This is a genomic window from Chryseobacterium rhizosphaerae (assembly GCF_003385455.1).
GTDB lineage: Bacteria > Bacteroidota > Bacteroidia > Flavobacteriales > Weeksellaceae > Chryseobacterium > Chryseobacterium rhizosphaerae.
In genome coordinates this window covers 138227-151759 of sequence record NZ_QNUF01000009.1, presented here as the reverse complement: position 1 = coordinate 151759, position 13533 = coordinate 138227, and the positions used below count along the sequence as shown (strand labels likewise).

The 13533-nt window shown below is 38.6% G+C and carries 13 protein-coding genes; 6 read left to right on the top strand and 7 right to left on the bottom strand.

The features are described 5' to 3' along the window. The first annotated feature begins 4 nt into the window (after window positions 1-4). Window positions 5-241 (top strand): hypothetical protein, encoded by a 237-nt coding sequence (locus tag DRF57_RS10300; protein WP_047487860.1) that lies wholly within the window; start codon window positions 5-7, stop codon window positions 239-241. Between the two features lie 8 nt (window positions 242-249). Further along, window positions 250-1719 (top strand): M20/M25/M40 family metallo-hydrolase, encoded by a 1470-nt coding sequence (locus tag DRF57_RS10295; protein ID WP_115918356.1) that lies wholly within the window; start codon window positions 250-252, stop codon window positions 1717-1719. A 129-nt stretch (window positions 1720-1848) separates the two neighbouring features. Here DRF57_RS10295 and ilvA read toward each other — a convergent pair whose 3' ends face one another. The 7 genes from ilvA to folP all read right to left on the bottom strand — a co-directional run bounded on the left by ilvA (window position 1849) and on the right by folP (window position 10251). Further along, complete coding sequence (gene ilvA / locus DRF57_RS10290) at window positions 1849-3111, bottom strand: threonine ammonia-lyase (RefSeq protein WP_115918354.1); 1263 nt, start codon at window positions 3109-3111, stop codon at window positions 1849-1851. A gap of 12 nt (window positions 3112-3123) precedes the next feature. Next, window positions 3124-4170: a ketol-acid reductoisomerase gene (gene ilvC, locus DRF57_RS10285; RefSeq protein ID WP_115918352.1), complete on the bottom strand. Its 1047-nt coding sequence runs from the start codon at window positions 4168-4170 to the stop codon at window positions 3124-3126. Between the two features lie 45 nt (window positions 4171-4215). After that, window positions 4216-4497: an ACT domain-containing protein gene (locus tag DRF57_RS10280; RefSeq protein WP_052188586.1), complete on the bottom strand. Its 282-nt coding sequence runs from the start codon at window positions 4495-4497 to the stop codon at window positions 4216-4218. 10 nt (window positions 4498-4507) lie between these two features. Next, a complete protein-coding gene (ilvB, locus tag DRF57_RS10275) occupies window positions 4508-6232 on the bottom strand; it encodes a biosynthetic-type acetolactate synthase large subunit (RefSeq protein WP_115918350.1) in 1725 nt (574 codons plus the stop codon). Window positions 6233-6242: 10 nt separating this feature from the next. Further along, the gene (gene ilvD, locus DRF57_RS10270) at window positions 6243-7922 is read right to left on the bottom strand and encodes a dihydroxy-acid dehydratase (protein ID WP_174772347.1); all 1680 of its coding nucleotides are present in this window, start codon (window positions 7920-7922) and stop codon (window positions 6243-6245) included. Window positions 7923-8147: 225 nt separating this feature from the next. Continuing rightward, on the bottom strand, window positions 8148-9020 hold the full coding sequence (gene ilvE, locus DRF57_RS10265) for a branched-chain-amino-acid transaminase (RefSeq protein ID WP_115918346.1): 873 nt from the start codon (window positions 9018-9020) through the stop codon (window positions 8148-8150). A 364-nt stretch (window positions 9021-9384) separates the two neighbouring features. Next, on the bottom strand, window positions 9385-10251 hold the full coding sequence (gene folP / locus DRF57_RS10260) for a dihydropteroate synthase (RefSeq protein WP_115918345.1): 867 nt from the start codon (window positions 10249-10251) through the stop codon (window positions 9385-9387). A gap of 336 nt (window positions 10252-10587) precedes the next feature. On the opposite strand from folP, the gene DRF57_RS10255 reads away from it, so the two are divergent. The 4 genes from DRF57_RS10255 (at window position 10588) to tpiA (ending at window position 13509) form a co-directional block, all read left to right on the top strand. After that, window positions 10588-11154, top strand: a complete 567-nt coding sequence (locus DRF57_RS10255) for a DUF1599 domain-containing protein (protein WP_115918343.1) — start codon at window positions 10588-10590, stop codon at window positions 11152-11154. 1 nt (window position 11155) lies between these two features. Beyond that, complete coding sequence (locus DRF57_RS10250) at window positions 11156-12265, top strand: BT_3928 family protein (protein WP_115918341.1); 1110 nt, start codon at window positions 11156-11158, stop codon at window positions 12263-12265. A 78-nt stretch (window positions 12266-12343) separates the two neighbouring features. Next, window positions 12344-12694 carry a tellurite resistance TerB family protein gene (locus DRF57_RS10245; RefSeq protein WP_047487831.1) on the top strand — a complete coding sequence of 117 codons (351 nt, stop codon included), beginning with the start codon at window positions 12344-12346 and terminating at the stop codon, window positions 12692-12694. A 56-nt stretch (window positions 12695-12750) separates the two neighbouring features. Next, window positions 12751-13509: a triose-phosphate isomerase gene (tpiA, locus tag DRF57_RS10240; protein ID WP_047487828.1), complete on the top strand. Its 759-nt coding sequence runs from the start codon at window positions 12751-12753 to the stop codon at window positions 13507-13509. Window positions 13510-13533: the final 24 nt, after the last annotated feature.

Below are 13533 nucleotides of genomic sequence, written 5' to 3'. Positions count from 1 at the left end.
TAACATGCAGAAAATCGAAATACAAGCAGAACAGTTTTTTGAATTATTAAGATTAAAAGATACCTCCATGTGGGCAATTTTCTCACAGATGATGGATGGAAATGAAAAGGAAATCATATTTTTAGATAATGATCATAAAATTCTTTTCAATTATATTTTACCTTCCACCCCTGAAAAGCTGGAAGAAGACAGAATAGAATTTTCAAAACAGTTTTCAGAAAAACTGGCTCACTTTAATTAAAAATTCACATGAATAAATACTCTATTTTTTCCTTGCTGAGTTTACTTTTCTTCAGTATGGGAAATGCTCAGAATTATAAAAAGCCTTTGGTTTCTGCCCTTAAAGAAGCCGATCTTAAAAAGGATATGTATGAGCTCGCTGCAGACCAATTCTGGGGACGTGAAGCAGGAACTTTAGATGAATTAAAAGTTTCCATGTGGCTTGCTGACAAAGCTAAAGAAGCAGGAATGAAACCTGCCGGGGATAACGGAACATTTTTCCAGTTCTTTGATATGTACAGGCATCAGGTTATTCCACAAAGCAGTCTGAAAATTGGAGATAAAAACCTTAGATTATGGAAAGATTTCCTGGTGGCAGAGCCTGTAAATGCATCGGTGGATGCTGAAATTGTGTATGCCGGAAATACCGAACCTGAAAATCTTTCTACCCTGAATATCAAAGGAAAGGTGCTTGCAGTCTATGCTTCTGATAAAAACATAGACAAAGAAATGACCCTTTTTGTAAGAAGATATCCCGGATTTGTACGCACCAAATATTACAATAAAGCTTATGAACTGGGAGCTAAGGCCATTATTTTCATCACTGACGATATGTCTGAGCAAAGCTGGCCGGAAGTACTTCCTCAAATGACCAGAGGCAGCTACGGTGTAGAGGGCCTAAGAGAAAAAATAACCCAGAACATTCCTGTGCTATGGATCAAAAGGGAAAATGCAGGCTGGGTAAAAAACAACCCTAAGATCTCACTGAACCTGATGACGGAAACTTACAAATATCCGTCCGTTAATATCATTGGAAAAATAGATGGAACAGATCCTGCACTTAAAGACGAATATGTTTTATTGAGCGGACATCAGGATCATGACGGGATCAGACATCCTGTAAAAAACGATACGATCTATAATGGTGCTGACGACAATGCCAGTACCTGTGTAGCCATGTTGGCCATGGCAAGAGCTTACAAAAAGCAACCTGGAAAAAGAAGTATTTTATTTGTTTTCCACGGTGCAGAAGAGAGAGGATTATTGGGTTCCAGGTGGCACGCCGCCCATCCTGTAGTTCCTAAGGAGAAAATTGTAGCCGTACTGAATGGTGATATGATTGGAAGAAACTCTAATGATGAAGCAGCTTTATTAGGAGGAAATGCACCCCACAAAAACTCTGAAGAATTGGTAAAAATGGCAGAAGATGCCAATAATGAAAGTACAAAATTCCGCTATTTAAAAGATTGGGACTCCCCGAATCATGCAGAATTTTTCTACTTCAGAAGCGATCATCTTCCTTATGCTAAAATTGGAATCCCTGCAATATTTTTCACCAGCGTACTGCATGACCAGTATCACACTCCGCAGGATGAATCTGAAAATATCAACTATAAAAAGCTTTACAAAATGACTGAATGGATGTACAGAACCTCCTGGAAAGTAGCTAATGAAGCTGAAAGACCCAAAGTAATTTCAAATTTTTCCCTTGAAAGATAAATAACAAAAAGCTTCACAAATTGTGAAGCTTTTTTCATCATTGAGTTTTTAGACAGGAATAAAAATAAATAAGGAAATTTCTTTACTTTTTATTTTATATTCCCAATTGCCTGATTGTATTTTGAGTAACTAAATAAGAAGGTTCATTAAAGACGGATCATTGTTCAGGTAATTAACGAAAAAATCATATTTCTTCATGTTATGGATCAACGGCGTAAAATCTTCATTATGCTTTAAAGCGATCCCCACAACGGCTATTCCTTTTTCTTTTGAATTTTTTTGGGTATACTCAAAAAAGGTAATATCATCATCTGGTCCCAAAACATCGATTACAAAAGTTTTCAATGCGCCGGGACGCTGCGGAAATCTGACCAGAAAATAATGCTTTAACCCGGCATACAGCAAAGCTTTTTCTTTGATTTCTTCCATACGGGTGATATCATTATTGCTTCCGCTGATGACGCAGACTACATTTTTCCCTTTTATTTCGTCTTTATATCTTTCCAGTGCTGCTACTGATAAAGCTCCGGCTGGTTCTACGACAATGGCATCTTTATTATACAGAGATAATATGGTTTCACAAACCAGCCCCTCATCCACTGTAGCCATGTCATATAATACATCTTTACAAAGCTCAAAAGTAAGATTTCCTACCTGCTGTACTGCAGCTCCGTCTACAAACCGGCTTATCTTTTCAAGCAATACAGGCCTTCCTTTTTCCAGCGCTTTTTTCATACTTGCAGCAGCGGAAGGTTCTACACCAATGATTTTTGTTTGTGGAGACAGTTCCTGAAATACAGAACAAACCCCTGCAGCCAATCCTCCTCCTCCTATTGGAACAAAAAGATAATCTACCGGTTCTCTTGACTGCTCCAGAATCTCAAGTCCTACTGTAGCCTGGCCTTCAATGATCGCCTGATCATCAAAAGGATGAATAAATATTCCGTCATTCTCACTGCAGAACCTCATCGCAGCATCTTTTGCTTCGTCAAAAGTATCTCCATGCAATACAACATCTATATAACTTCCTCCAAACATCTTTACCTGTTCCAGTTTTTGTCCCGGCGTAGGTAAAGGCATAAAGATCGTTCCTCTGACTTTCATGGTCTGACACGCAAAGGCAACTCCCTGGGCATGATTTCCGGCACTCGCACAAACAAGCCCTCTGCCAAGATCTTCCTGAGACATCGTCGCCATTTTATTGTAAGCCCCCCTGATTTTATAAGATCTTACCCTTTGAAGGTCTTCTCTTTTAAAACTGATATTCGCATCATACACTGCTGACAGATTATTATTAAGTGCTAAGGGGGTTTTTACAACCACATTTTTTAGTCTTTCCTCCGCTTTATAGACATTCTCCAAAACGGAGGACCCTATTTCCTCTTTCATCATTTTTTCGGGTGATTAATTATTTTCAGGTCTCAGGCTTCGGACCGTCTTTCCTGCTTTCCACATTTCACTTTCTCTCAGTTCAGTCAGTTCTACTTCTAATTTTTCCCTGTAGTCTGGCTTGCTGTTGCTGTCAATAGAACGCTGTGCCTCATTTCCTTTAGCTACACTGTCGTACAGTTCCTCAAATAAAGGAGATGTAGCATCTCTAAAACGTTTCCACCAATCCAGTGCTCCTCTTTGTGCTGTCGTACTGCAGTTGGCATACATCCAGTCCATTCCGTTTTCGGCAACCAAAGGCATTAATGACTGAGTTAATTCTTCTACAGTTTCGTTAAATGCTTCGGAAGGGCTATGTCCGTTTTTTCTTAAAACATCATATTGTGCGGCAAATATTCCCTGTACAGCTCCCATCAGTGTTCCGCGCTCTCCGGCAAGATCACTGTATACTTCTTTTTTAAAGTCGGTTTCAAATAAATAACCACTTCCAATGGCTATTCCAAGAGCTGATACTCTTTCTCTTGCTTTTCCCGTAGCATCCTGATACACTGCAAAACTACTGTTCAGTCCTCTATTTTGAAGGAACATTCTTCTCAATGAAGTTCCCGAACCTTTAGGGGCTACTAAAAAAACGTCAACATCTTTCGGAGGTACTATTCCTGTACGTTCATTAAAAGTAATTCCGAAACCATGAGAAAAATACAGTGCTTTTCCTGGGGTAAGATGCTGTTTTACTTTAGGCCAGTATTCTATTTGTGCAGCATCACTTAAAAGATAGCAGATAATACTTCCTTTTTGTAATGCCTCTTCTATTTCAAATAATGTTTCTCCGGGAACAAAACCGTCCGCTACTGCTTTATCCCATGATTTGGAATTTTTTCGCTGTCCCACAATGACATTGATTCCGTTATCTTTTTGATTAAGGGCCTGCCCCGGACCTTGTACTCCGTATCCTATAACTGCTACCACTTCATCTTTTAATACTTCCTGGGCTTTTTCTAATGGAAACTCATTTCTTGTTACTACGTTTTCCTCTACTCCTCCAAAATTCAATTTTGCCATTTTTTTGATTTTATTTGTTATTGATTATGTTGATTTATTATATATTTAGCTTGCATATTCTATGACCGACAGATGTGGATTCCTATGATAATGAACTTCCAAAACATCTACCTGTTTTTCTACCTGCCGGGTAATCTTCTGAACCGATTCTTCTGTTTCTTTGATTACAATGACAAACTTTTTCACTCTTTCTATTTCAGAAGGCCCCACATTGAAGGTAACCATAGAGATCCTTCTTCTGGAAAAAATGGCATTGATCCTGCTGATCAACCCTAAATAATCTTCTGTATACGCTGTAATGGTATATTCTTTATGTTCTGTTTTCATCTTTCTTTTTTTAAAACTTATTATTCAGTACAATCTCTGAAACACTTTTTCCCTGTGGGATCATTGGAAATACATTATGCTCTTTCCCTGTCATGACTTCGAGGAGAAAAGCTCCATTATAATCAAGCATTTCACGGAGAGCTTCTTCGAGTTCTTCTCTTTTGGATGTTCTTCTTCCGGCAATACCATATCCTTTTGCCACCTGTACAAAATCCGGACTCTGAATATCCACTGATGAATATCTTTCCTGGTGAAATAGTTCCTGCCACTGTCTTACCATACCCAGGTAACAGTTGTTCAGAATTAGAATTTTGACGTCAGGGCGAAACTGCATAATCGTCCCCAGCTCCTGAATATTCATCTGAGCACCTCCATCTCCCATGATCGCAATAACAGGACGATTGCTTAATGCATATGAAGCTCCCACTGCAGCAGGAAGACAGAACCCCATTGTTCCCAATCCTCCACTTGTCACATTGGTTCGTGAATGCTTAAACCGTGAATACCGGCAGGCAGCCATCTGGTGCTGTCCCACGTCTGTTACTATTACTGCTTCACCCGCTGTCATTTCGTTGAGACACCGAATAATTTCCCCCATGGTCAGCTCACCCTCTTCAGGATACAATTCATCATTGATCAGGTTCTCTTTTTCAGTTTCAAAACAGTCTTTAAATCTCTGATGCCACTCCGGATGCGCTCTGTTTATAATTCGCTCTGTGAGAAGAGGCAGGGTTTCTTTACAATTTCCGAGGACAGGTACATCTGCTTTTACATTTTTATTGATCTCTGCTTTATCAATATCCAAATGAATGACCTTAGCCTGCTTTACATACTGATCCAGTCTCCCGGTAACCCGGTCATCAAAGCGCATTCCCACGGCAATCAGAACATCACATTCATTAGAAAGTATATTAGGTCCATAATTTCCGTGCATTCCTACCATTCCTACCGCCTGGGGATGGTCTGTAGAAATAGCACTCATCCCTAAAACAGTCCAGGCTACAGGAATTCCTGATTTTTCGGCAAATTCTAAAAACTCTTTTTCTGCTTTTCCCAGTAAAATTCCCTGTCCGGCAATGATAAACGGCTTCTTAGCATCATTAATGAGACTTGCCGCTTTTTCAATATTTTCAAGACAAGGATCAGGATCAGGTTTATAGCTTCTTAATGAATAACATGGAGAATATCCTTTATATATGACATTCTGTAATTGTGCATTTTTGGTTACATCAATCAGTACCGGTCCTGGGCGGCCTGATTTTGCAATATAGAATGCTTTTGCCAGTACTTCCGGAAGTTCATGAGCATCCGTTACCTGATAATTCCATTTGGTAACGGGACTTGTTATATTCATGACATCAATCTCCTGAAAAGCATCTGTTCCCAGAAGGTGTTCAAAAACCTGTCCCGTAATGCATACCACAGGCGTATTATCCAGTAAAGCATCCGCTAACCCTGTAACAAGATTAGTCGCTCCAGGTCCGCTGGTAGCCAATACGACCCCTACTTCTCCTGAAACTCTTGCCAATCCCTGTGCTGCATGTACTGCTGCCTGCTCATGACGAACCAGGATGTGTTCCAGCTTTCCCTGATAATCGTAAAGGGCATCATAAATAGGAATAATAGCTCCTCCGGGATATCCGAAAACTGTTTTTATCCCTTCCTGAAGAAATGCTTCAAGTATAATCCGGCTTCCGCTAAGTTCTGTTTCTATCGATAAATTTAAATTCTCCATGATGTTGTGATTATGATATTTCGTCCGTCACACAGCCTTCGGCAGCTGATGATACTGTTAATGCATATTTATAAAGCAATCCTTTCTGTACTTTAAGGGCTGGTTTTTGCCATCCTTCTTTTCTTTTTTCAATCTCCTCGTTTGAAACTTTGAGCTGTATGGTATTACTGACAGCATCTATTTCAATAAGATCATTATCCTCTACAAAAGCAATCAACCCTCCTTCATGGGCTTCCGGAGTAATATGTCCCACTACAAAACCATGGGTTCCCCCACTGAATCTTCCGTCCGTAATTAAAGCAACACTGCTTCCTAACCCTGCCCCGATTAAAGCACTGGTAGGTTTCAGCATTTCCGGCATTCCCGGAGCTCCTTTGGGACCTTCATGGCGAATAACAATAACATCACCTTTCTGTACGGTACCATCCTGAATTCCTCTGATCAGGTTTTTCTCTCCGTCAAACACCCTGGCCTTTCCCACAAATCGTTCTCCTTCTTTTCCTGTTATCTTTGCCACACTTCCTTTTTCCGCAAGATTACCATACAGTATTCTCAGATGTCCCGTAGCTTTTACAGGTTCAGACAAAGGTTTAATGATCTTCTGTGTTGTAAAATCCAGTGTCGGAACGTCTTCCAGATTTTCAGCTAATGTTTTTCCCGTAACCGTCAGACAGTCACCATGCAATAAACCTTGTTCGAGTAAATATTTCATTACAGCCGGTATCCCTCCATGATCATGAAGATCCTGCATCAGGTATTTTCCACTGGGCTTAAGGTCTGCCAGTACAGGTGTACAGTCGCTCATTTTCTGAAAATCATCCTGAGTTACAGATACCCCTACGCTTTTTGCCATGGCTATAAAATGCAGAACCGCATTGGTACTTCCTCCAAGGATCACAATAATACGGAGTGCATTTTCAAAAGCCTTACGGGTCATGATATCAGAAGGTTTAATATCTTTTTCCAATAATATTTTCAGGTATTTTCCAGCTTCAAGACACTCTTGCTGCTTTTCAATACTTAAAGCCGGATTGGAAGAAGAATACGGAAGACTCATTCCCAGTGCTTCTATGGCGGAAGCCATTGTATTGGCGGTATACATTCCACCGCATGCTCCCGCTCCGGGGCAGGAATTTTTGATCACTCCATTAAAATCTTCTTCAGATATTTCTCCGGCAATCTTTTTACCTAGAGCTTCAAAAGCCGAAACAATATTAAGCTGCTCCCCTTTGTAACATCCGGGAGCAATGGTACCTCCATAGACCATGATTGACGGTCTGTTGAGCCTTCCCATAGCGATGATAGTCCCGGGCATATTTTTATCACATCCCGGTAATGCAATCACTCCGTCATAATACTGTGCTCCACAAATCGCTTCAATACTGTCTGCAATCACATCTCTACTTACCAGAGAATAGCGCATTCCATCTGTACCGTTGCTCATTCCATCACTTACTCCAATGGTGTTGAATATCAATCCTGCCAGTCCATGCTCCCAAGTTCCTTTCTTTACTACTTTAGCAAGATCGTTGAGGTGCATATTGCAGGTATTTCCGTCATATCCCATACTCGCAATTCCGACCTGGGCTTTCTGCATATCATTTTCTGTAAAGCCTATTCCATAAAGCATTGCTTTTGCGGCGGGCTGTTCGCTGTTTTGTGTGAATGTTTTTGAATATTTATTTAACATATTATCCTGCATTTGCTATTCTTCTTATTTCTTTACAATTCTCTTCTCCGGCATCTTGTCCCTTGCTTTCTCCGGAATTCATAAAAGATGTTTTTACTTAATTTTGACCCAAAACTACAGCTTGTAATATCGTTTTCATTTTCAACTTTTCTGAAAACTACAATATTCAACTGTTTGGAAAACAGATTCAAATAACTGAAAATCAGAACTTTAAATCTATAACATTTACAATGACAGAACTCTTACCCTTTTCAAATAAGCCTGTTGTACCTTTTCACTTGCTGTAGCTTTCCAATCTTTCGTGAAAGGGACGTCATCCAATGAATCCAGAGCTACAATTTCTGCAGCAGTACCACAGAAAAAGCCGGCATCAGCCCCCCTCATTTCTTCAGGTTTAAAGAATGTTTCCTGTACAGGAATATTGAGTTCATTACAGATCTCCATTACGGTTTGACGTGTAATCCCCGGAAGAATGCTTCCCTTGGCCGGAGTAAATAGTATTCCGTCTTTTTCATAAAAAACATTAGCACCTGAGCTTTCGGCAACATATCCGTTTTCATCCAATACCAGGGCCTCATCATAGCCTTTATCTTTAGCATCCTGACAAGCCAGAATAGAGTTTACATAATGACCTCCTACCTTAGCTTCCACCTTAAAAGCTTTGGGATTCGGGCGTTGAAATTCTGAAGTCATAATTTTCATTTTATCTGCCAGATAACCGTTATTCCACTCCCAGGCTAATAAAGACAGATAAGATTTTTTACCTTTTGAAAGAGACATATTGGGAGAGCAGGTAACTAACGGGCGGATGTAAGCATCTGAAAATCCGTTTCGTTCCAGAAGTTCATACGTAAGATCAGTAAGCTGCTCTACTGAATATTCGAACGGAATATGCATGAGCTCAGCTGATCTTTTTAATCTTTCGTAGTGCTCTTTCGCTTTAAAAATTCTGGTTCCTTGATCTGTAGTGTAGGATTTAATCCCTTCAAAAACAGAATATCCGTAGTGGAGTGATTGTCCGTAAAGATCCATTCCTGCGTCCTTCGCTTTCATGAATTTCCCGTCAAAATAGATGACAGTGTCGTCGTTGTAATACATGCTATAGAGGTTTAAAAAATTAAAAATGGGAATAAAAAAAGCCCTCTCACGCTGTGAGAGGGCTTCATATATGTACAGTCATACACTTTCCTTCTCACAGACGCAAGGGAATAATAATGACGATAATAATTACTGCTAATAACTGATACATACTTTGTACAATAAAAAATTAAAATAAAAAAAGCCGCTTCAAATGAAACGGCTTGTATATAATATAAATTAAAATCTATTTAAAATGCCGCTTCCTTACTGTTGTTAATGACAACAGCAATAATAGAAATGACAATAATATTTTTCTGATTCGTAAAATTCATGTTACAAATGTATAAATTTTTTAATTCCTCACAAGTTTTTTTAACACTTTTTATTTTTTCTGTAAAAATTGCATGAGGGTTTCTCTGGCCTCCGCTACATCATGAACCCGTAGAATCTTTGCCCCCTGTTCCAATACTTTCATGTGAAGTTTTTGGGTTTCTTCATTGATATCCAGGGGCGACTTCCCAAGCGGTTTATAGATAAATGATTTCCTGGAAATCCCTATCAATAAAGGAGATTTTCTAAATCCAAGATATTCAACTTCATCAATCATTTTCATCTGATCTTCCACTGTTTTTCCAAACCCAAAACCAGGGTCAAGAATAATATCATTGACACCTTTTTCCAGGAGTGTATTGATCTTTTCTGAAAAATACCGGTTAACCTCCAATGTTATGTCTTCAAACCTGATTTTATCATGCATCGTTTCATAAGACGGATTGACATGCATCAGAATGTAAGGAAGCTTTGTCTCAGCGGCTGTATCAAACATTTTTTCATCATACTGCCCTCCTGAAATATCGTTAATCATATCAATGCCTTCGCTGAACCCAAATTTTACCGTTTCTGCATAAAAAGTATCAAGAGAAACCAAGGCTTCAGGAAATTCTTTTTTAATCTGAGAGATTATATTTCCTATCCTTTTTATTTCCTCTTGGCTGCTTAGAAACTCAGCATTCGGGCGTGTAGATTGTGGGCCAATATCTATAATTTCAGCTCCTTCGCTCAACAGTTTTCCGGCTTGTTCCAATGCTGATTTTTCAGTATTGAACCGTCCCCCATCAGAAAAAGAATCCGGAGTGAGGTTCAGGATTCCCATGATCTTTGGAGTATCCAGCTGTACTAACCGACCGTTGCAGTTTATTGAGTAGGGTTGAGCATTTACAGGTTGGGGTGTTTGAGAATCTGAAAGCATAGCGTAATCGGATGATAAATGGTTTTGTATACTGCAAAATTAAGAACTAATTGGGATTTGAGAGTAATAAAGATATTGCAAATGTGAGATATCAGCCAAGTGAGGTAGTAACTGTAGGTGATTTTTTTCAGCAAAGAATTAAGAATCAAGAACCAAGAATCAAGATGTCAGACATCAGACATCAGATATAAGTGGGAGAATATTTACCGTTAAACCTTATCACTTGCATCTCCGAACCCAAAACCCCGAATCTCGAACCCCGCCCCATCAAACTCTCTCACCAAAAATTCTGCTACCTAAAAGCTAATTCGTATATTTGGAAGATTAAGAAAATTTATGCTAAAAACGTCAGTACAATTCGAGAAAGTTATCAGTCAGTGTCGTGATCTTTTCGGTAAAAAATTACAGGATTATGGTGCCGCATGGAGGGTTTTGAGACCGAGTTCCATAACGGATCAGATTTATATCAAAGTCAACAGAATCCGTACGCTTCAGATGACCGATAAAAAAATGGTGGATGAAAGTGAGGAAGATGAATTTATTGCTATTGTAAATTATTCTATAATAGGCCTTATTCAGCTTGAGAAAGGTCTTTCCAATGATTTTAACGAAAATAAAGAAGAAATTCTTGGTCTGTATGACAAATATTCCAATGAAGCTAAGGCATTAATGCAAAGAAAGAATCATGATTATGGTGAGGCATGGAGAGATATGAGAATCTCTTCGATTACAGATTTAATTTATCAAAAAGTACTGAGAACTAAACAGATTGAGGATAATCAGGGAAAAACTATCGTTTCTGAAGGCTTAGATGCCAATTATTTCGATATGCTGAACTATGCTGTTTTCTGTCTGATCAAGTTCTCTGAACAAGAAAAACAATTCGAACCCAAAACTATTTAATATGATCAAAGGTTTATTACGCTTTATTATTGCAGTCATTTTTATCCTTTCAGGCCTTGTAAAAGCTGTGGATCTGGTAGGTTTTTCTTTCAAAATGGAAGAATATTTCTCACCTGTTGTTTTCAATATGCCGTTTTTTGAAAAATTTGCACTGCTGTTTTCAATTATAGTTGTTGTACTGGAGCTTTTCCTTGGATTTATGCTTCTGCTTAAATTAAAGCTTAAATTAACCTTGTCTTTATTGATAGCCCTTTGTGTGTTCTTTGGGTTTCTTACTTTTTATTCCGCCTATTTCAATGTAGTAACGGATTGTGGATGCTTTGGAGATGCCATTAAGTTTACACCATGGCAGAGCTTCTTTAAGGATGTTGCCCTTTTGATAGGACTGATTATTGTATTTGTCCTGTATAGAAAAGAATTCCGTAAAAAGGATGAGTATAGCAGTACTCCACAGAAGAATTCGGGAAAATTCAGATATATTATTCTTGGTGCTTTTTCTTTGGTCATGATTTACATTATGGCACAGGGAATCATGCATGAGCCGATCATTGATTTCCGTGATTATAAAGTAGGAACCGATCTGAAAGCCGAAAAAGAAAAAATCAACAAAAACCCTTCTGAATATAAGACTTTTTATTCTCTGAAAAACCAAAAAACCGGGGAGGTTTTAAAGGTCAATCAGGATGATTATATTAAAGAAACAAAATACTGGGCAGAAGGTTCTCCATGGAAAATAGAGGAAGGAAAAAATGAATCTGTCCTGGTAAAAGAAGGCTATAAGTCTGAAATCGTTAAATTTAAGATTGAAGATCCAACAGGAATGGAGCTTACTGAGGAGATCATTAAGGCTCCAAAAGCTATCTTAGTATTCTCTTACCATCCAAAAGAGGTTTCTGCAGATCTTCTTCAGAAAGTGGAAGCCAAAGTAAATGCTGAAAAAGGAGTTCTTATTTATGGAGTTTCAACGGATCAGAATACCTTTAAAACCATTAAAAATGCAATGATGGATGGAACGGCTATCAAAACCATTGCTAGAAGTAACCCTTTTGTACTGATCCTGAAAAACGGAAGAATAGTAAACAAAATCCCAGCAAAAGATTATATACAATAAAATATAAATGGGAGGTGATAGATTGAGCATTGATCACTATCAACGACCATCTTTAAACACTAAAATATTCAACAACACATGCAAAAATCAAATAAATCTATCGCCGGATATCACTTATTAATGATCCTTTCTTCTGTAGACGGAGAGTTCGCTCCTGAAGAAGGAATGCTTGTACAGCAATATCTGGCTGATGAATTTCCATTCAGAATGAACCTGGACAATGAGCTTGATACTCTTGCTCTTTTACAGCCTGAAGAATGGAAAGATCACTTTGAATTTCATGGAAGATGCTTCCTTGATGATTCTACCGAAGATGAACGACTAAAATTTGTTCAGTTTGCAAAATCATTGATCAAAGCAGACAATAAGGTGACAGAAGAAGAGCATACCTTCTATGTCCTTCTGAAAAATTTATGGGGATTGGCTTAAAATATCTTCAAAAAGCAAATAAATCAAGAAATTAAAAAGTAAAATAAATAAATCTTATGAGAAGAAAAATAGTTGCAGGAAACTGGAAAATGAACAAAAATGTAATTGATGCACAACAATTAATGATTCAGTTACTAAGCTATAAAAACAACAATACAACAAACTGTGAGGTTTGGATTGCTCCACCGGCTTTATACTTAATGATGGCAAAAGACATCTTTGAAAAGGATGAGATCGGAGTATTCTCTCAGGATGTGAGCGAGCATGAAAGTGGAGCCTATACGGGTGAGATTTCTGTAGATATGCTGGAATCCATTGATGCAACGGGATCACTGATCGGTCACTCTGAAAGAAGACAGTATCACGGAGAAACAGATTCTCACTGTAACAGAAAAATCAAATTAGCCCTTGACAAAGGTCTTATTCCTGTATACTGCAACGGAGAAACCCTTGAGCAGAGAAAAGCAGGGCAACACTTTGAGGTTGTAAAAAACCAGACTGAAGTAGCACTTTTCACTCTTTCCGCTGAAGAAATCAAGAAAGTAGTGATTGCTTATGAACCGGTTTGGGCTATTGGAACAGGAGAAACGGCAAGCCCGGAACAGGCTCAGGAAATCCATGCACACATCAGAAGTATCATTGCTGCAAAATACGGACAGGAAGTTGCAGATGAGGTTTCTATCCTTTATGGAGGTTCTGTAAAACCTGACAATGCTAAAGAGATTTTCTCTCAACCTGATATCGACGGAGGTCTGATCGGTGGTGCAGCTTTAAAACTGGAGGATTTCTCTAAGATTATTGAAGCTTTTAATTAATATTGAAAGAAAGAGTTTGAGCTA

Bases quoted from the DNA above. Each gene is read 5' to 3' on its own strand.
- folP (WP_115918345.1), bottom strand. From the start codon at position 10,251: ATGCTTTCAGATTCTCAAACACCCCAACCTGTAAATGCTCAACCCTAC.
- ilvB (WP_115918350.1), bottom strand. From the start codon at position 6,232: ATGGAGAATTTAAATTTATCGATAGAAACAGAACTTAGCGGAAGCCGG.
- ilvC (WP_115918352.1), bottom strand. From the start codon at position 4,170: ATGGCAAAATTGAATTTTGGAGGAGTAGAGGAAAACGTAGTAACAAGA.
- ilvD (WP_174772347.1), bottom strand. From the start codon at position 7,922: ATGTTAAATAAATATTCAAAAACATTCACACAAAACAGCGAACAGCCC.
- DRF57_RS10245 (WP_047487831.1), top strand. From the start codon at position 12,344: ATGCAAAAATCAAATAAATCTATCGCCGGATATCACTTATTAATGATC.
- DRF57_RS10295 (WP_115918356.1), top strand. From the start codon at position 250: ATGAATAAATACTCTATTTTTTCCTTGCTGAGTTTACTTTTCTTCAGT.
- DRF57_RS10300 (WP_047487860.1), top strand. From the start codon at position 5: ATGCAGAAAATCGAAATACAAGCAGAACAGTTTTTTGAATTATTAAGA.
- ilvA (WP_115918354.1), bottom strand. From the start codon at position 3,111: ATGATGAAAGAGGAAATAGGGTCCTCCGTTTTGGAGAATGTCTATAAA.
- tpiA (WP_047487828.1), top strand. From the start codon at position 12,751: ATGAGAAGAAAAATAGTTGCAGGAAACTGGAAAATGAACAAAAATGTA.
- DRF57_RS10255 (WP_115918343.1), top strand. From the start codon at position 10,588: ATGCTAAAAACGTCAGTACAATTCGAGAAAGTTATCAGTCAGTGTCGT.
- DRF57_RS10280 (WP_052188586.1), bottom strand. From the start codon at position 4,497: ATGAAAACAGAACATAAAGAATATACCATTACAGCGTATACAGAAGAT.
- DRF57_RS10250 (WP_115918341.1), top strand. From the start codon at position 11,156: ATGATCAAAGGTTTATTACGCTTTATTATTGCAGTCATTTTTATCCTT.
- ilvE (WP_115918346.1), bottom strand. From the start codon at position 9,020: ATGTATTACAACGACGACACTGTCATCTATTTTGACGGGAAATTCATG.